At 68.4% G+C, this 16,442-nt stretch carries 19 protein-coding genes; 7 read left to right on the top strand and 12 right to left on the bottom strand.

Annotated elements, in window-relative coordinates:
• The first annotated feature begins 47 nt into the window (after nt 1-47).
• A complete protein-coding gene (gene dinB / locus ACLKOY_RS14605; protein ID WP_436454304.1) occupies nt 48-1,244 on the top strand; it encodes a DNA polymerase IV in 1,197 nt (398 codons plus the stop codon).
• A gap of 42 nt (nt 1,245-1,286) precedes the next feature.
• On the opposite strand, the gene ACLKOY_RS14600 is transcribed toward dinB, so the two are convergent.
• A complete protein-coding gene (locus tag ACLKOY_RS14600) occupies nt 1,287-1,613 on the bottom strand; it encodes a hypothetical protein (protein ID WP_436454303.1) in 327 nt (108 codons plus the stop codon).
• A gap of 108 nt (nt 1,614-1,721) precedes the next feature.
• On the opposite strand from ACLKOY_RS14600, the gene ACLKOY_RS14595 reads away from it, so the two are divergent.
• The gene (locus tag ACLKOY_RS14595; RefSeq protein WP_436454302.1) at nt 1,722-2,003 is read left to right on the top strand and encodes a hypothetical protein; all 282 of its coding nucleotides are present in this window, start codon (nt 1,722-1,724) and stop codon (nt 2,001-2,003) included.
• Nucleotides 2,004-2,029: 26 nt separating this feature from the next.
• Here the strand turns inward: ACLKOY_RS14595 and ACLKOY_RS14590 are convergent, their stop codons facing one another.
• Genes ACLKOY_RS14590 through ACLKOY_RS14575 form a run of 4 tightly spaced genes read right to left on the bottom strand, consistent with a single transcriptional unit; the run spans nt 2,030 to nt 5,537 of the window.
• Nucleotides 2,030-2,323 carry a DUF7882 family protein gene (locus ACLKOY_RS14590; protein ID WP_436454301.1) on the bottom strand — a complete coding sequence of 98 codons (294 nt, stop codon included), beginning with the start codon at nt 2,321-2,323 and terminating at the stop codon, nt 2,030-2,032.
• Between the two features lie 9 nt (nt 2,324-2,332).
• Nucleotides 2,333-3,640, bottom strand: a complete 1,308-nt coding sequence (locus ACLKOY_RS14585; RefSeq protein ID WP_436454300.1) for a glycosyltransferase — start codon at nt 3,638-3,640, stop codon at nt 2,333-2,335.
• A complete protein-coding gene (locus tag ACLKOY_RS14580; RefSeq protein WP_436454299.1) occupies nt 3,637-4,611 on the bottom strand; it encodes a hypothetical protein in 975 nt (324 codons plus the stop codon). Before ACLKOY_RS14580 ends, ACLKOY_RS14585 begins: the two co-directional genes overlap by 4 nt.
• Nucleotides 4,608-5,537, bottom strand: a complete 930-nt coding sequence (locus ACLKOY_RS14575) for a WcbI family polysaccharide biosynthesis putative acetyltransferase (RefSeq protein ID WP_436454298.1) — start codon at nt 5,535-5,537, stop codon at nt 4,608-4,610. The genes ACLKOY_RS14580 and ACLKOY_RS14575 overlap by 4 nt, the downstream gene beginning before the upstream one ends.
• A gap of 71 nt (nt 5,538-5,608) precedes the next feature.
• On the opposite strand from ACLKOY_RS14575, the gene ACLKOY_RS14570 reads away from it, so the two are divergent.
• Genes ACLKOY_RS14570 through ACLKOY_RS14555 form a run of 4 tightly spaced genes read left to right on the top strand, consistent with a single transcriptional unit; the run spans nt 5,609 to nt 9,724 of the window.
• On the top strand, nt 5,609-6,733 hold the full coding sequence (locus ACLKOY_RS14570) for a glycosyltransferase (protein ID WP_436454297.1): 1,125 nt from the start codon (nt 5,609-5,611) through the stop codon (nt 6,731-6,733).
• A complete protein-coding gene (locus ACLKOY_RS14565; protein ID WP_436454296.1) occupies nt 6,700-7,869 on the top strand; it encodes a glycosyltransferase in 1,170 nt (389 codons plus the stop codon). Before ACLKOY_RS14570 ends, ACLKOY_RS14565 begins: the two co-directional genes overlap by 34 nt.
• Entirely contained in the window at nt 7,866-8,876 is a 1,011-nt protein-coding gene (locus ACLKOY_RS14560) for a glycosyltransferase (RefSeq protein ID WP_436454295.1), read from the top strand. The genes ACLKOY_RS14565 and ACLKOY_RS14560 overlap by 4 nt, the downstream gene beginning before the upstream one ends.
• Nucleotides 8,873-9,724: a glycosyltransferase family 2 protein gene (locus tag ACLKOY_RS14555; protein ID WP_436454294.1), complete on the top strand. Its 852-nt coding sequence runs from the start codon at nt 8,873-8,875 to the stop codon at nt 9,722-9,724. Before ACLKOY_RS14560 ends, ACLKOY_RS14555 begins: the two co-directional genes overlap by 4 nt.
• On the opposite strand, the gene ACLKOY_RS14550 is transcribed toward ACLKOY_RS14555, so the two are convergent.
• On the bottom strand, nt 9,710-10,330 hold the full coding sequence (locus ACLKOY_RS14550; RefSeq protein WP_436454293.1) for a cyclodeaminase/cyclohydrolase family protein: 621 nt from the start codon (nt 10,328-10,330) through the stop codon (nt 9,710-9,712). The two genes, ACLKOY_RS14555 and ACLKOY_RS14550, sit on opposite strands and share 15 nt — an antisense overlap.
• 18 nt (nt 10,331-10,348) lie before the next feature.
• Nucleotides 10,349-10,741: a hypothetical protein gene (locus ACLKOY_RS14545; protein WP_436454292.1), complete on the bottom strand. Its 393-nt coding sequence runs from the start codon at nt 10,739-10,741 to the stop codon at nt 10,349-10,351.
• A gap of 128 nt (nt 10,742-10,869) precedes the next feature.
• Between ACLKOY_RS14545 and ACLKOY_RS14540 the strand changes: the two genes are divergently transcribed.
• On the top strand, nt 10,870-11,121 hold the full coding sequence (locus tag ACLKOY_RS14540; RefSeq protein ID WP_436454291.1) for a hypothetical protein: 252 nt from the start codon (nt 10,870-10,872) through the stop codon (nt 11,119-11,121).
• A 165-nt stretch (nt 11,122-11,286) separates the two neighbouring features.
• Here ACLKOY_RS14540 and ACLKOY_RS14535 read toward each other — a convergent pair whose 3' ends face one another.
• The 5 genes from ACLKOY_RS14535 to ACLKOY_RS14515 form a co-directional block, all read right to left on the bottom strand.
• On the bottom strand, nt 11,287-11,946 hold the full coding sequence (locus ACLKOY_RS14535; RefSeq protein ID WP_436454290.1) for a 4'-phosphopantetheinyl transferase family protein: 660 nt from the start codon (nt 11,944-11,946) through the stop codon (nt 11,287-11,289).
• An 11-nt stretch (nt 11,947-11,957) separates the two neighbouring features.
• The gene (locus ACLKOY_RS14530) at nt 11,958-13,145 is read right to left on the bottom strand and encodes an MFS transporter (protein WP_436454289.1); all 1,188 of its coding nucleotides are present in this window, start codon (nt 13,143-13,145) and stop codon (nt 11,958-11,960) included.
• A 59-nt stretch (nt 13,146-13,204) separates the two neighbouring features.
• Nucleotides 13,205-14,449: an ATP-grasp domain-containing protein gene (locus ACLKOY_RS14525; protein ID WP_436454288.1), complete on the bottom strand. Its 1,245-nt coding sequence runs from the start codon at nt 14,447-14,449 to the stop codon at nt 13,205-13,207.
• Nucleotides 14,446-15,378 carry an ATP-grasp domain-containing protein gene (locus tag ACLKOY_RS14520; RefSeq protein WP_436454287.1) on the bottom strand — a complete coding sequence of 311 codons (933 nt, stop codon included), beginning with the start codon at nt 15,376-15,378 and terminating at the stop codon, nt 14,446-14,448. Before ACLKOY_RS14520 ends, ACLKOY_RS14525 begins: the two co-directional genes overlap by 4 nt.
• Nucleotides 15,379-15,742: 364 nt before the next feature.
• A complete protein-coding gene (locus tag ACLKOY_RS14515) occupies nt 15,743-16,429 on the bottom strand; it encodes an alpha/beta fold hydrolase (RefSeq protein WP_436454378.1) in 687 nt (228 codons plus the stop codon).
• Nucleotides 16,430-16,442 lie beyond the last annotated feature (13 nt).

Below are 16,442 nucleotides of genomic sequence, written 5' to 3'. Positions count from 1 at the left end.
GATGTCCCCGGTGCGTGCGACGATCTGCACGTCGACGGGAGAACAGGATGCGGGGCGAAGCGACCGTGCTGCACGCCGACCTCGACGCGTTCTACGCCTCGGTCGAGCAGCGCGATGCCCCCGAGCTGCGGGGCAGGCCGGTCATCGTGGGCGGCGGGGTCGTGCTGGCTGCGAGCTACGAGGCCAAAGCCCGCGGGGTGCGCACGGCCATGGGCGGGCGACAGGCCCTCGAGCTCTGCCCGGATGCGGTCGTCGTGCCACCGCGGATGGAGGCCTACTCCGCCGCGAGCCATGACGTGTTCGCGATCTTCCGCGACACGACGCCGCTCGTCGAAGGACTCTCGATCGATGAGGCCTTCCTCGAGGTCGGGGGCCTCCGACGCATCGTCGGCACGCCCGAAGAGGTCGCCGTGCGCCTGCGCGAGCGGGTGCGCACCGAGGTCGGGCTGGCCATCTCGGTCGGTGTCGCGCGCACGAAGTTCCTCGCGAAGGTGGCGAGCGCCGCCAGCAAGCCCGACGGCCTACTGGTCGTCGAACCAGAGCGCGAAGAGGAGTTCCTGCTCCCCCTGCCGGTCGAGCGGCTGTGGGGAGTGGGCGCCGTCACGGCTGAGAAGCTGAAGCGCTACGGCATCCGCACCGTCGGCCAGTTGGCCGAACTCGAGTCCGCCACGGCCGAGCGGATGCTGGGCAAGGCCGTCGGCGCGCACCTGCACGCCCTCGCCCGCCTGCGGGATCCGCGTCCGGTCGACACGACCCGGCGGCGAGGATCCATCGGCTCGCAGCGCGCCCTCGGTCGAGGCCCGCGTTCGGCCGAGGAGCTCGATCTGATCCTGACGCAGATCGTCGACCGACTCGCGCGGCGACTGCGCGACGGTGATCGGGTATGCCGCTCGGTGGTGCTGCGGCTGCGGTTCGGTGACTTCGCGAAGGCCACCCGATCACGCACGCTCGGATCCGCCACCGATCGCACGGCGATCGTGCTCACGGTGGCTCGCACACTGCTCGCCGCAGCCGGGCCAGAAATCACCGAGCGGGGCGTGACCTTGATCGGGGTGTCACTGTCGCACCTCGATCACGCAGACCGCGTGCAGCCCGAGCTGCCGATCGACTGGGGCGACGAAGAGCGTCTCGACACGGTGCTCGACACCCTGCGCGACCGGTTCGGGGCGACCTCGGTCTCGCGTGCGGCGCAGATGGGCCGCGATCCGGGATGGTCCAGCCCGATACTGCCCGAGCACGAGTGACCGAACGTGCCGGAGCGTCGCGGAGGCCACGACAGCGCGACTCTAGCCGAGGTCGAAGGCGGTGTCGTCCCGCATCTCCACCGGGGCACCGGCGGGCGATTCGACGCCGCGCGTGAGCGTGCGCAGCCGGTCGACCAGCTCGGGGTCTTCGAGTTCGGGGCCTCCGTCGGGCATCTCCTTGGCGACGATCTGGCTGGCGGGCCCGATCAGGAACTTCGCCGTGACGACCGCACCGTCCGGCTCTCGCACCGGAATCTCGACGAGCTCGGCCCGCACCTCTTCACCCAGTGCACGCCCATATGCCAGCAGCGCATCCGCGATGTCGTCCCCCGTCAGATACGCGTCGCCGCCATAGATGATCGTCTGCATGATCCCGTTCTAGAGCAGTTCCGGCTGATCCGTCCGCCCCTTGCCCCGGTGTGGTGAGACTGATAGCGATGTGCGAACACAGACCGCATCCCTCGTAGTGTGGAGTGCATGGCAGAACAGAAGACGATGGTGCAGACGGAGATCCGGGCCGACGGGGTGACCTATCTGCTCGCTCAGGACCAAGACCTCGACACGCTGAAACGCCGCATCGAAGAAGCGATCACCACGGCCGGCACTTTCGTCGACTTCGTCGTGGTCGGAAACCGTCAGGTGAGCCTTCTGATCACGCCCCGTTCACAGGTGTCCATCGCCAGCGCGACGGTGCTCTTCGATGCCCGCGACACAGGAAACGTCGAATTCCCCTACGGCGGACACTACGACCTGCTCTGACCCGGGGTGGTCAGGCGCCGGTCGGATCAGAGCTGGTCGAGCACGAGTTCGCCCCGCGAGTTCAGCTGGTCCATCATGTGAGCGACCCGCGCAGGGTCGATCGGCTGCACGGTGGGCTGGTCGAACTCGAACACCAGCGGGATGGCAGGGTGCACCCAGATCGTCAGGCGACCCGATGAGGCATCCGGCTTCGACAGCCAGGTCATCATGAAGCTCTCGTTGCGACGCAGCTTGGTGCCGATCACGATCTTCACGTGCGCCAAGACCGAGTCCTCGATCTCGATCGCCGGTCGCGAGCTGTTGTACTCCAGATTGCCCATGTGAGCACTTTACGCTGAACAGAACTCGTCTGGCCCACCCCACCCTCCGACCCAGGCCTCCACCCTCGGGTCGGAGCGCAGGAGGTGCACCCCGTTCGCGGCGATCGTCCGCGTCGTGAACCCCTCTTCCGTGCCCCACCGCACGGCTCGACGCATCGCTCGCCGCGAGCGCAGCACGCCCAGCGACGATCCGTCGGCGGCGGCGAGATCGACAATGCCGACATCCCCCGTGCCGAGGCCCGCGACGCACTCGGCGATCCAGGCCGGCTCGAGCACCACGACCGGTCGGTCGAGCTCCCAGATCACCCGGGCGTCCGGCTGCTCATCGCCGACCACGACGCGCGGGTCTCCCGCGACGGCGGTCGTCGTCGCATCGAGCATCACCCGCGCCAGCGGGAATGCGGCGAGGATCGAATCCACCGCGACGAACAGCGCCTCCGGGGCATGTGCTCCGCGCAGCCTGACGACGAGGTCGGGCGCGTCTGACAGCAGGCCTCGCGGGGCGGACCCGCCGACCGGAATCGACGAGACGAGCCTCATGGTCTGGCCGTTGGCACGCTCGAGTCCCGAACCGCTGCGCTCGGCCCACTCGGGTCCGTCGTGCCAGGCCACGGCTGTCGGCACGTGGGCGAGCACGGCGCCCGCCTGCCACATCCGATGCGCCCATTCCCAGTCCTCGCCCCCGTAGGCCGAGAAGGACTCGTCGAACCCGCCGGTCTCGTCGAACAGGCGGCGCGAGCAGGCGATCACCGCACCGATGACGAACCGGTACGACCGGTCGTCGGCGTCGAGCAGATCGCGGCTCCGGGCGTACTCCTGCGCGAGCCACGCCGGCTCGGGGAGTTCACGGTCGACCACAGCCTCGAGCACCGGTGCCTCCGGGGCGATGCCCGAGAAATCCGCGTGCCGACGGCGCCCGACGGTGACGGCCTCGGGAAGCAGAGCCGGAAGACGGGTGAGGGCGCGCACGTACCCCGGTTCGGGGGCCGTGTCGGCGTCGAGGAAGCAGAGCACGTCGCCACTGCTCGCGCGCACGCCGAGATTGCGCACCGCCGCGAGACGGAAGCCCCGGTCCTCCTGTCGCACCAGGATCACCCCGTCTGGCACGCGAACGTCACCCGGGGACCCGTCGTCGGCGACCACGATCTCAAGAAGCTCGGGCGGATAGTCCTGCATCGACAGGGCCGACAGCGTGCGAGCGAGCTCCGCGGGCTGCTCGTAGTGAGCCACGATCACCGACACCTTCGGCAGGATCTCGGGGTCGACTCCGTCGAGCGTGTCCCACCGGTTGCCGACGACCCAGGGCCGCCGCGTCACCAGGCCACCCCTCCCCACCAGCGCACATACGCCTCGGCCGCCTCGGGCCATGCCATCGGCAGCCTCGTCAGCCCGTGCCAGGTCGACTCCGGGTGCTCGAAGGCCTCGCGCACCGCCACCGCGAGCTCGGGTTCGTCGACCGTCTGCAGGGTTCCGGGGCGCAGCGTCGCCATCTCGTCCATGTAGCGGTTGCGCACCGCGACGGGTCGCCGACCCCAGCCGATCCACGACGCCAGGGAGCCGGATGCCGACACATGACGATGTGCGATCACCGGCACCGATACAGCGCGGCCGCGTCGCGCGATCTCCGCGTCGTCGAGCCACCCCGTCACCTCGACCTCTACCCCGAGGGCGCCCGCTCGGCGGACGAACTCCTCGAGCTCGGCGGCGTGACCGTCCGAGGCGCGACCGAGAATCGTCATCTTCCCGATGCCCGCATGCGCCGCTGCACGGGCCGCCTCGTCGTGTCCCTTGCCGGGATAGAAGTAGCCGAGCACGCCGACCGAGCCGTCCGCCGGCATCCGCTGCGCGTCGGTCTCGAGGTCCACCGGCAGCGGAATGCTCACCGCCGTGCCCGACCAGACCTCCTCTTCGCGAAGCAGCGCGCGCTCGTGTTCACTGTTGACCGCCACCCCTCGCGCCGCCGCAGCCACGGCAGCGTAGGCCGCTCGTCGGCGAGGCCGATTGCGCTCGCCGTCGGACGCCTGCGGCACATCGTGCAGGGTGACGCTGACCGGCCGGCGCGCGGCGAGCGCTCCGAACGACTGCGCCGCCTGCTCGGGGGAATCACCCCACAGGCGATCCGTGAAGTGCACATGCAGCGCGGCGTCCGTCGGCGCCGCATCCAGGTCTGCCGCGTCGATCGTCCGGATCGACGGCCGCGCTGCGCACACCGCGGAGGCCATGTCGCGCGCATACATCGCGACGCCGTGGGTGCCCGGGTGCACGAGCAGCAGCGGCGTGGCGCTCATCCCGCCCGCCATACGTCGACCAGAGGGGCGAGACGCGTCAGGGCGGCATCGACGAACTCCGGGTGCGCTGCGTACCACTCGAGGTGCGCGGCCCGCACCTCGGCATCGTCGATCGGTGTCCCGTCGACGATCCAGTGCGCACGCGGCATGTCTGGCAGCGCCCACGCCTCGATGACCTCGGGGTGCAATGGCGCCCGCACCGAGTTCAACAGCGGCCGGCCGGGGTCGGTCGGGCCGCCCGCATGACCGAGTGCCGCGAGCACGCGAGCACCCAACGGCATCCACACCGCGTCGCCCGGGTGGTTGACCGTGCGTGCGTGATCGGCCGTGACCGAGTCGAACAAGTCGGAGACCCGCACGTCTGCGCTCTGCTCACGCACACGCAGCGTGTCGATCGACGCCTCGCCCACGGCGCGCACCTGGTCGGGGGTCAGCGCGGCGACGACGGGGATGCCGACGGCTGCGGCGAGCGTGCGGATGTCGTGATACGCCACGACCGGCGGGTCGCCCTCGACGCCGGGCACGCGGATCGCTGCCTGGAAGGGATGCAGCCCCGCGAAGCGCACAGGCGGCACGGTCAGCACGCGGGCATCCGTCGCCGCGGCGATCTGTCGCGTGCCCAACGGCAGATCACGATAGTCGTCGCGGATCGGCTGGCTCACGACGGTTTCGGCGGCGCGGACGACCTCGTGCAGCCGCGCAGCGTCGTCGGCGGTCATCTCGTGCACGGCCGGAACGCGCACGAAGCGGTGCTCGGGAGCATCCATGACCATGCGCAGCGATTCGGCCTGGCAGTTGCCGAGGACGACGCCGAAACTCTCGGGAAGCGGAGCCAGCCCGTAGAACTCCGAGTAGTGTTGGCGGCGCGCTAGCACCAGGGAGCCAGCGGGCGCAACGCCCGTGCGCAGTTCGGGGGCATGGCTCATGATTCGAACGTACCCCCTCGATCGCATCTGATCGTGCGTCCCCATTGCTGCCCGGTCACCTCCGTCTTGCGATGCCCGCACGTCGTGCTGTGCCGCCAACGGAGAACCACATCCTCACCGAACCTGCCCTCATCCGCGTCGCCTCGATTCCGGCCGCCCACCCCTACGTGCGCGCGATCACCGACACACAGCGTGTGCGTGTGCTGCCCGACCCTCCCGTTGCGGGCGCGTCGGCCGACGTGTGGTGGCCGCCGGTGGCGCTCACCTCACGGTGGCTCGTTTCACACGCTGCGGACTTCGACCTGCTGCACGTGCACTTCGGTCTCGAATCGTTCTCGCCGGACGAACTGCGCGAGGCTCTCGAGACCGCGCACCGGCTCGGCCGCCCCGTCGCGTACACCGTGCACGACCTGGAGAACCCGCAGCTCGTCGATCAGCGCCCGTACCGAGAACTGCTCGACGTGATCATCCCGTCAGCCGACCACCTCATCACGCTCACTCCGACCGCCGCCGCCGAGATCGAACGGCGGTGGCACCGCAGCAGCCGGGTGCTGGCTCACCCCACCCTGCTCGACGGCGCCGCGGTGCCCGAGCGCACGGTCGACGAGACCCTCCGGATCGGAAGCCACCTGCGCGACCTGCGCCCCAACATCGCCGCCGAGCGTGCGGTGCGCGCGGCCGTCGACGCCGCCGCCCTGCTCGCACAGACGGGGCGGGTCGTCGAGTTCGAGGTGCTGATGCACGATCGCGTCCGCGATGACGCAGCGGCCGCCCGTGTGACCGCTGCCGCCGAAGAGCACCCTGCGGTGCGGGTGCGACGCACCCTGCGTCTGAGCGACGCGGGCATCGATGCCTGGATCGGCGGACTCGACCTCTTCGTCCTGCCCTACCTGCACGGCACGCACTCGGGGTGGGTCGAGCTCTGCTACGACCTGGGGGTTCCCGTGGCCGGAACGGACGTCGGGCACATCGGGTCGCAGCATCCCGATGACTTCTTCGTGATCGACCTCGACGACCCGCAGACGCTGGTCGAGGCAGTGACGCTCGCCTCCGACGCACGGGCCTCGTCGCCGCGCGCATCGCTCGTCGAACGGCGGCGCTCCGAGAGAGTGGCCGAACGGGAGGCCGTGCGCGACGCACACGCTCGGCTCTACGCCACCGCGTGCGCCGCTACCTCGACGGCGGCCCGCGCGTGATCGCTCGCGAGCGGTTGCGGGTGCTCGTCGTGGCCCCCGAGCGTCACGCCCTGCGCCAGCCGCATGCCGGCGGCTTGGAAGCCGTGGTGTGGAACCGCGTGCGCTGGCTGCGCAGCCGAGGTCATGACGTGCAGCTCTGCGCGGCGGAAGGGTCGGACTTCCTCGGCGCCGACATCGACCTGCACCTGCCCAGCCCCCGATGGCATCAATCACGGGATGCGTCGGACACCGACTTCCCCGAGGGACATCGTCGACTCATGACCGACGCCTTCGCGCGGGTGCGGGATCGGCTCGACTCCCCCGAGACCCGCGTCGACGTCGTCGACAATCACAGCCTCCACGGGGATCCGATCCTCTGGAGCCGTGACATCGGGGTGCCGGTCGTCACCACGCTGCACACGCCGCCCCTCGCCGACATGGTGATCGCCTCGAACGCGCTCACCGGCTCATCGCCGCATCGGTTCCTTGCGGTCAGCCAGTACACCGCTCGGGCCTGGTCGGCCGCGGGCGTCGAGGCCTTCGTCTTCACCAACGGCGTCGACACGGCGCAGTGGAGCCTCGGGCCTGGCGGAGGCGACTGGGTGTGGTTCGGACGGATCGTCCCCGAGAAGGCCCCGCACCTTGCCATCATCGCCGCCCGACGCGCGGGGGCGCGCCTGAAGCTCGCGGGCCGAGTGGGCGACGCCGCGTACTTCGATCGGGAGGTGCGACCGCTCCTCGGCGGCAGCATCGACTATGTCGGGGCGCTGCGACAGCCCGAGCTCTCTGCCCTCGTGGGCGCCGCATCGGTCGCCCTCGTGACCCCGGTGTGGTCGGAGCCCTTCGGGCTCGTGATGGCCGAAGCGCTCATGACCGGCACGCCCGTCGCCGCGTTCGACTCCGGCGGGACCAGCGAGGTGCTGGCCGGAATCCCCGGCACCGCCATCGTGCCGTCCGCCGACACCGATGCTCTCGCCCACGCCGCAGCGGCGCTGGTCGGGCAGTCGCGACTCGGACTGCGCCGCCAAGACGTGCGTGAGGCGGCCTCCGCTCGCCACTCGCTCGACCACAGGCACCGCGAGATCGAGCGAGTTCTCTCGGTCGCCGCTCAGAGCGCGGTGCCTGGCCACGAGCTCGTCGAGGCGGTCGGCGCATGATCGGCTGGTACGTGCATCATCACGGGTGGGGCCACATGACCCGGATGCAGGCGATCCGCCCGCACCTCGGCGATGAGGTGACGGTGTTCTCGAGCCTCCCCGAGCCCGAGTCCCTGGCCTCGAGGACGACATGGGTGCAGCTGCCCTCCGACTCCGATGCGGTGGTCGGGCCCGACGGAGTGCGCCGCGAAGCGCGCGAGCTCGGCGACGTCACGGCCCGCGGCACGCTGCATTGGGCGCCCGTCGGGCATCCTGGGCACCAGGCTCGCCTCGCGGCGATCGCGGAGTGGGTCGCGATCCGCCCCATCTCCGCGTTCGTCGTCGACGTCAGCGTCGAGGTCACGATGCTCGCTCGTCTGCTCGGCGTGCCGACGATCTCCGTCGCGCAGCCGGGCGACCGCACCGATGCTCCGCACCGTCTCGGGTACGATCTCGCCGACCGCATCCTGGCACCCTGGGCTGCAGGGACGATCCCTGCGAAAGCCCTCGTCGGTCGCGAGGACCGCGTGCGGTCGGTCGGCGCGATCTCGCGCTACGACGGCCGCGCTCGCACCGACGCACACGACGACGTGCGCCGCGTGCTGTTCCTCGGCCTCGCCCTCGACCCGCTGCGGCTCGCACAGACGATCGAGCTGCTGAGCGCAGACGGATGGGCCGTCGATAGCGCAGGAGCAGGTCAGGACGATCGCGTCGACGATGTGTGGCCGCTGCTGTGCCGAGCGACGGTCGTCGTGAGCGCGGCGGGTCAGAACAGCATCGCCGACCTCGCGGCAGCGGATGCCCGAGCTGTCGTCATCGCCCAGGAGCGACCCTTCGACGAGCAGCAGGCGATGGCCCGCGTGCTGGCGGCGCACGGCCTCGCGCAGACCGTCTCGGTTGATGCGACGCCCGCCGAGGTGGTCGACAGCATCCGACGAGCGGCCGACACCGCACCCCGCTGGGACGGGTGGCGGGTGTCGGGCGCCGCCGGTCGTGCCGCGGCCGCGATCGAGGAGCTGGCACGATGACGATCCGCGTCGCCATCATCACCCCCGCATCGGTGAACCGTCTCGACCACCTGCAGCGCCAGCGCCGATTCCTCGATGACGTGCGCACGCCGGGCATCGAGGTCGTGCGTGTCGAGGCATGGCTCGACGTCGACGCGCCGCCCGCAGTGCCGTCGACCCCGTCAGTCCACGTGCCACCGGGCCGCGACGGCATGCGCGTCGGTGCGGCGCGCAACGCCGCGGCCGCTCTCGCGCTGGATCACGGGGCCGACCTGCTCGTGTTCCTCGATGTCGACTGCCTGCCGGGGCCGACCCTGCTCGAGAGATACGTCGAGGCAGCGAAGGCCCACCCGCACGACCTGCTCTGCGGACCGGTGACCTACCTCCACAGCGTGCAGCGCCCGTCGACGATGCTCGATCTCCACGCCATGACCCGGCCGCACCCGGCTCGCCCCCTGCCACCGGACGGCGAGGTGGTGACGGCGACCGATGACGAGTTCGACCTGTTCTGGTCGCTGTCGTTCGCGGTGACCGCAGAGACGTGGACGCGCCTCGGCGGCTTCGACGAGGCATATGAGGGGTACGGTGCCGAAGACACCGACCTGGGCCGACGGGCTCGGTCACTCGGCATGCGAGTGCAGTGGGTCGGCGGCGCGCACGCCTACCACCAGTGGCACCCGGCCGGTTCTCCGCCGTGGCGCCACCTCGACGACATCCTGCGCAACGGCGCCCTGTTCGCAAAGCGCTGGGGCGAGTGGCCGATGCGCGGCTGGATAGACAGCTTCATCGCGGGCGGGGCGGTCGAACCCCACGGCGACGGATACCGCCGCGTCGCATCGGGCACCGACCTCCGTTCATTCCAGGCGTGACGACAGCTCCCCGATGATCTCGCCGACCTCTCGCTCCGCACCCGCGACGCGCTCGACGTCTGCCTCGAGATCGGCCATCGTCTCGGCGGCGGCGCCGTGACGACGCGCGATCTGCAGGTTCGCGCGAATGTTCATGGCTCCGCCAGACAGCCCGGCCCGGAGCGCCTCTGCCGCCACCGCGAGATCGACGACGATATGCGGGTTGCCCGCCTCCACCAGCACGCGCACGTCGCGCAGCATCGCCACGCCGATCGCGCCGACCCGCGCCGCTGACCGGGCCGCCTCGACAGCGGCATCGCGGACGCGCTCGTCGCGCGAAGGGTCGTCGGTCGGTAGAGCGAGCGCCGCCCCGAAGCTCGACGAGACGACGCCGTCCGCCTCGACCGCCCGCAGCGCCTCGGCCCGCTGCCGGGCGAGGCGGCCGACGGTGTCGGCCGCTCGCGGGTCGCCATCGGAATACCCGCCGACCATGCTCATCAGCGAGGCGGCGATCGCGAGCATCACCCCTGACGCCGCACCGCCCCCGGGAGAACCCGTCGGTCGACTCAGCGCATCCAACCAATCGTCCAGCGGGGTGGATGGGGGGATGTCGGCGGAGTCCTGCATGAGCGCCACACTATCGAGCTACGACAGCAGCAGCGGCAGCAGCGACACGACGAGTCCGACGAATCCGACGCCGGCGAACACGATCCCCAGAGTGAGGATGACGCGCCGTGCGTGGGGCGGCTCGCCGACCCGCGCATGGGCCGGATTGTTCGCGCTGACCACGCCCTCGGCCCAGCCGTCCTCCGCAGTGGCGGACTCATGCCTTTTCAGCGGCCGCTCGTGAAAGTCTCCGCCGGCGAACCAGCGTCCGATCAGCGAACCGTCGCGCTCGATGACGGCGATCTCGACGGGCAGCCACGCTCCCTCGACTGTGCGGATGAGAAACGCCAGGAGAAGCAGCGGCAGACCGATGCCGAGGCCCACCCAGGAAAGCACCTCACCGACGAGAGCGAGAGTGTCCAGAGCCTGCATCTCACCATCGTAGAGAGTGCAACCCGCCTGAGCGGCGAATCCGCTAACCACTGTGCGCCTCGGGCGCAAGGCTCTCTGCGCACTCGCGCGTCTCGCCTAACGTCGGCCACGAGGGGAAGGAGACAACCGTGAGAACTCACATAGAGATCGACGGCAGGAGCTTCGTGCTCCAAGACGATCAACCCCTGAGCGACATCATGGCGGAGATAGAAGCGGCCGCATCCTCGCCGCCCGCGTTCGTCACTCTGTCTGCCGAGGGGCGGAGCATCAGCGTGCTGATCCGCGCGACGACACGGGTGGTGATCTCGGTCGAGAAAGACGACCATGTCGAGCCGGACCACGGCCCGTGGAGCCTTCCGTTCGACGAATGGGAGCTGTGACGTGGAAGAGCTGTGGCTGGTCAGGCACGGGGAAGCCGGCCAGTTTCCGTGACGGACTCAGTGACCTGTTCTTTGACGGCATCTCAAAGAGCGAAGTAACAGCACCGAAGGACTCGTGCCGACTGCGGGCGCGATCGGCGCGCGCTGCGGGCTGGACGCGGGCCGTCACAGGACGACGGCGGTTGCCACGACTGTCCCGAGGACTCCCCACCTGCCACGAACGACGCTGCGGGGAAAGCCTGCGCCACGCGCCAGACCCGGTGAGAGTCGGGCTTCGAAAGACCCCGAGACAGCGAGGTCGACCACGATGTCAGAGAAGCCCACCCACCGATGAGTCGCGGGATACCAACACTTGAACGTCGATTCCTTCGCACTGAACAGGAGTCGATCCCACGCCACTCCTCGGTCCGGAAGCCGATCGAGGCGCGCCCACTCGGAAGAATCAGCGATCTCCGAGGCGACTCCATCCGGGAGGCGTTCATTCACCTCCGCATCGATCCCCAGCGCGTACACCCTGCGGCTGGGCGCCACCGCGGCAGCACGGAAGCCGGCGCAATGAGTCATGGATCCCACCACGCCATCCGGCCACACAGGCGCGCCTCCGGGGCCAGGCAAGATCGAGCCGACGGGCGCCCCCAGCGCTCCCAGCGCATCCCGAGCGCACGACCGGACCGCAGCGAACTCGCGTCGCCGGGACTCGACGCTCCCTTCGATCAACGCCGTTTCGTCGGAGCGGAGCCCGCCAGGCGCCCCGCGCCCGAAACTCTCGACGCATATGACCTGATCGGGCGTCAAACGGTCGAGCAGATTCTGCTCGGGAGCCATCTCTCCGGACATCAGAGCTTTCTCACTGGCCGCACCACGAACGCTGCAATGGCAACTCCTGCCAGAGACGTGAGAAGAAGCCAGTAGGCAGGAGCGAGACCCGCATCTGACAAGAACAGAAAGACGGAAAGCCCTGCCCACGAGCCAAGGCTCTCTCCGACAGCCGAAGTCAGCTGCCTCATGTTCATCGATTCTAGAACGGGACGCCCGGCGGAGGCGTTCGAGAAGACGACGTTCAGCACGGGTGTGAAGACCGTCTCTCCGATCGAGAAGATCACGACACCAATGCAGATCAGAAGGACCGCGAACTCGCCCTCCTCGAAGATGAAGAGGATCATGGCTCCGCCCAGAACCACCACGCCTCCGAGCAGGATCGCCAGAAGGGACACTCCTCGCCTCATCAGCCTTTCGATGACGAACGAAACGGGCAACTGGATGGCGACCACCAGGACACCGTTCAGCGAGTAGAAGAGTGCCCGCGTCAGGGGATCGTCTGAGACAGCAGAGAAGACCAGCGCGAAGCTCGAGAAGAACTGACCCATGAGCACGCTTCCGCAGATGGCGATGACGGTGATCCGACGTGCCTCGGGCGTCTTGAAAAGCTCCCGTACGATTCCCCATTTCAGCGGTGGCCGGCTGGACCCCTGGCTCAGCAGCACACCCCGCGGCACCGTGAAGGGCACGAGAACCGCAGCCAGTACGAAGACGCCGCTCAGGCCGATCAAGAACTGGACGTACAGACCGCCATCGAAGACGAAGCTCCCAAGGATCGGCCCAAGTGCGGCACAGCTGTTGGCCACGACCTGGATCACAGAGAACCATCGGTTCTGTCGTGCACGATCGGCGGTGGACAGCACCACGAAGCTGCGAACCGATGTCCCATTGGCGCTGAAACCCAACCCCGCCAAGCCCAGCGCCGCGACGAGCACGAGAGGGCTCTCGCTGATGGCGATCACGCAGTAGGCGATCGCGATCAGGCCGAGCGCGGATCGCAGACTCGTACGGACCGACATCCGGTGCAGCACCGGCGCGACGAAGAGCGAACCGCCACGCGTCATCAGAGTCAGCGCGCCTATCGCCCACGCCGCCCACAGGCCGTTGTCGTCGCCCAGCCTCATCGTGAGCAGGAGCGGCAGGACCGGGACCAGAGCGAAGTACGCACCCTGGCTCAGAATCTGGTCGGCAGAAATGAGGCTCATCAGGCGTGCGGAGAGGCCTCGCTCCGTGGCGTCCGACTCGTCGCGCTTCGCGGATTCGTTCAATCGAGCATCCCGCTTTCGACTCTCGGGCGGAGCCGATCTGCACGCTCGCGCGCGTCGTCGTACAGCCCTCGAGCTCCCAACGCCTCGGCACTCACCACGAATCCCAGGCGGTCCCACGAGGATCGTGGCCGGTGAACGATGTCTCCTCGAGCACCGGTGTATGACGAGACGTACTCCGGCGAGAGCAACGATGCATCGACGTCCGAGACGATCTCCCCGTCGACATCCGCGTAGATGAATGCGACGGAGGCCCTCCCCCGCGCACGAGTCGGGAAGGCGAAGGAATCGCCGCACATGATCGCGCTCCACGCAGCGGTCGGGGAGAAGCCCCAGGCGTGCTCGATGAGGTTGAGGATCTGATCTCCGGGCGGCCGCCCCGCGCACTCGATCAAGCGCGGCCCCTGAGCCGTTCTCATGAACTCCGCATGCAGCAACCCGAACTCGAAGCCGATGGCCGATGCAAGCTCCTGCATGACAGGAAGGCACCAGTCCTCAACCGCGACGATCTCGTGGCCGATCTCCACTCGATGACGACCGTCGAGCACATGCTTCGCAGTGAGGTTGACCCACTGCACGCTGCCGTCACTGACCAGAGCTTCGACACTGCACTCGTCGCCGACGAGGAGCTCCTCGACGAGCGCTCGGGATTGCCCCGACCACCCGGTGATCGTCTGATTCTTCTCGAAAGCACTGAGAATGTCGTCCCAGAGCGCCGGCCCATCGGAGTGCCGATCCACTCGTGCCACGCCGAGACTCCCCTGTCGGTCGATCGGCTTGACGATCGCGCTGTCCACCTGATGGGCGAGGAAGTCGGAGAGCTCTTCGCGCGACGTCACCAACCTGTAAGCCACAGACCCCCAGTCGTACGATGACGTGGCCTCTCGCAGCAGCGACTTGTTCCTCAACGCGCGAGCCGCCTGCACACCCGCGCCGGGAAGGCCCATGGCGAGCGCGAGATGCGCGGCCCCCTCCACGGCGTATTCAAGCCCGGGAAGGATGCCCACCACGCCGTCTCGCTGAAGATCACGCACCAGCGAAGCCGGAACCTCAAGCGGCTCGTGCTGGTACTCGAACCACAGGGGGCGCGCTTCGAGCACACCGACACCGGCAAGCCACTCCCCGAGACTCTTCGCGTCCCAGATCTCGCGCTCTTCGCAGTAGTGACTCGGGCTCGCTCCGGAAGCGTGCATCTGCTGTGTCGCGTTGCGATTCACGCCGACCATCGCCGTACTGCGAGTCATGATTCGTCCTCCACGGAATCGACAACGAACGTGCACGCCTGCCGAGCGGATTGCACGATCTGTTCGGCGTCATCGGCGGTGTCTGCACCCGCGAAGATCACGGCGATGTTCGCTCGGAGCCCGTTGACGGCCGGAGCGTACTCCCCCACGCCGTACTCCCAGTGAACCGACGATGCAGGCGGCGCCGATGAGCTCACTCCGGCCATCACCACGCGACCAGGTTCGGACTCGATGAAGTCCACAGCCGCATGTGTCGTCCTCTGGGGAAGCGCCGGCAGAGGACGGCCGCTCAGCGAGTCGATGAGCTCATCGTAGACACGCAGGCCGGGTCGTGCTGCCTCGATCATGTCGGGAGCGATGAGACCGCCCGCTTGGCGCACATGGAACTCTCCCCACACGATGCACCCGTCATCACTGACCCAGAACTCGACATGGAGATGCCCCCATTCGATAGCGAGGACGTCGACGCACCGTTGCAGCTGACGAGAGATCTCCTCATCTCCGGGCAGCTGAGGGTGGTGAGCCGGGAACCGGTGACCGATCTCGACGAATCCTGTGTTCTTCGCTTTTGTCGTCACGCCGTAGACTCGCACCGCTCCGTCCACGGTGATGCCTTCGACCGAGAACTCCTCGCCCGTCACGAACTCCTCCACGCAGTATCCGTCCGCCTCCGACGCGGCGAGCGCGTCGACGACTTCGGCCGAGGAGCTGAGATACCGAACTCCAGCGCTGCCCATCCCTGTCGCCGGCTTGAGGATCCAGCCGCTGGCTGAGTGGATCTCCTGCGCCGACACGTCGTCGCCGTCCTCCGCGACGAGGACGTTGTCGCCATTCGCTCGGGCGACCACTCGATAGCTCTGAGGTTGAAGAATGCCGGCGCTGCGAAGAGCCTCCCTGCACGCCGGCTTGTCCTGGATCGTCTTCACCACATCGACACTGTTGCTCCTAGCCCCGATCTCGGCACCGATCTGCGCGGAGAGGAGCTGATAGTTCTCCCGAATGGCCGTGACCAGCCCGATGTCATCGACACCCGCCCATCGGAGAGCTCGAGCAACGTACCCCACAGACTCCGACGACACCTCTCGCGCATACGGCCCGGGAACGGTGACGACGTGATCGAGAACGATGGGAGCGCGACCAGCGCGAAGTGCGCCCTCGAAGTCGACACCGCAGATCAGCATTCCCTTGTCGCGACAGGCTCGTGCGAACGATTCGAACCAGCTTCTCGACGCCGTTGAGCCCGAAGTGATCACTCCCACCAGAACCACCCACTGACGGCTGTTGTCCGCCGGATCACGAGAGAACATCAATCCACCCCTTCGTCCCGAAGTCCGTATGTGCGTAGTGGCCACCAGGCACGTGCAGGTGCGTGAACTTCGATCGCGTCGCATTCGCCCAGGACGCCGCTTCGGATTCTGGAACGAGGTGATCATCGGACGCTGTCACGCACGTCAGGTCGGCGCGCAGAGACACACCACCGGATCCGCCGTACGAGTCGGCGAGCAGAAGATCGTCCAGGGTCGGCTGCACGAAGATCTCGTCCGCGTCCTCCATCTCGAGAACCTCACGCGGCGTAAGCCCGTAGTCGATCATGCGTGCGCGGGCGGAATCAAGATCCCACCGCGTCTGGGCGCGGACGTAGTTGCCCGGAGCGACACCGCAAATAGCGACGAGTCGATCGACTCGTACGTCGCGCCTCTCCAGAGCAGCGCACACCGTGAAGCCCAGAGCCGCACCGAAGCTCACTCCCGCGATAATCAGAGTCGAGTCGTCGAGATCGATCGTGGCGACGGTTTCCTCTACGAACTTCTCCATCACTGTGAAACCCGGTTCGCCGAAGCGGGTACCGCGCCCTGGTGGACAGTACGCCCATGAGTCATACACGCCCTGAAGCGCCCGCGCCGATCGAAACGAAGGGGCTCCCGCCCCGGTCGGCGGGAACAAGAGAACCGTCGCGCGCGAATCATCGGCGTGACTCACCTGCTGCCAAGAG

Origin of the sequence: Microbacterium sp. K2 (genome assembly GCF_051365005.1) — a bacterium.
GTDB lineage: Bacteria > Actinomycetota > Actinomycetes > Actinomycetales > Microbacteriaceae > Microbacterium > Microbacterium foliorum_B.
Note: the sequence above shows the minus strand (reverse complement) of the source record. Positions and strands in the feature narration are given on the sequence as shown.

Excerpts from the sequence above, each read along its gene's own strand:
- dinB (WP_436454304.1), top strand. The coding sequence starts at position 48 with ATGCGGGGCGAAGCGACCGTGCTGCACGCCGACCTCGACGCGTTCTAC.
- ACLKOY_RS14600 (WP_436454303.1), bottom strand. The coding sequence starts at position 1,613 with ATGCAGACGATCATCTATGGCGGCGACGCGTATCTGACGGGGGACGAC.
- ACLKOY_RS14595 (WP_436454302.1), top strand. The coding sequence starts at position 1,722 with ATGGCAGAACAGAAGACGATGGTGCAGACGGAGATCCGGGCCGACGGG.
- ACLKOY_RS14590 (WP_436454301.1), bottom strand. The coding sequence starts at position 2,323 with ATGGGCAATCTGGAGTACAACAGCTCGCGACCGGCGATCGAGATCGAG.
- ACLKOY_RS14580 (WP_436454299.1), bottom strand. The coding sequence starts at position 4,611 with ATGAGCGCCACGCCGCTGCTGCTCGTGCACCCGGGCACCCACGGCGTC.
- ACLKOY_RS14575 (WP_436454298.1), bottom strand. The coding sequence starts at position 5,537 with ATGAGCCATGCCCCCGAACTGCGCACGGGCGTTGCGCCCGCTGGCTCC.
- ACLKOY_RS14570 (WP_436454297.1), top strand. The coding sequence starts at position 5,609 with ATGCCCGCACGTCGTGCTGTGCCGCCAACGGAGAACCACATCCTCACC.
- ACLKOY_RS14560 (WP_436454295.1), top strand. The coding sequence starts at position 7,866 with ATGATCGGCTGGTACGTGCATCATCACGGGTGGGGCCACATGACCCGG.
- ACLKOY_RS14555 (WP_436454294.1), top strand. The coding sequence starts at position 8,873 with ATGACGATCCGCGTCGCCATCATCACCCCCGCATCGGTGAACCGTCTC.
- ACLKOY_RS14550 (WP_436454293.1), bottom strand. The coding sequence starts at position 10,330 with ATGCAGGACTCCGCCGACATCCCCCCATCCACCCCGCTGGACGATTGG.
- ACLKOY_RS14545 (WP_436454292.1), bottom strand. The coding sequence starts at position 10,741 with ATGCAGGCTCTGGACACTCTCGCTCTCGTCGGTGAGGTGCTTTCCTGG.
- ACLKOY_RS14535 (WP_436454290.1), bottom strand. The coding sequence starts at position 11,946 with ATGGCTCCCGAGCAGAATCTGCTCGACCGTTTGACGCCCGATCAGGTC.
- ACLKOY_RS14530 (WP_436454289.1), bottom strand. The coding sequence starts at position 13,145 with ATGAGCCTCATTTCTGCCGACCAGATTCTGAGCCAGGGTGCGTACTTC.
- ACLKOY_RS14525 (WP_436454288.1), bottom strand. The coding sequence starts at position 14,449 with ATGACTCGCAGTACGGCGATGGTCGGCGTGAATCGCAACGCGACACAG.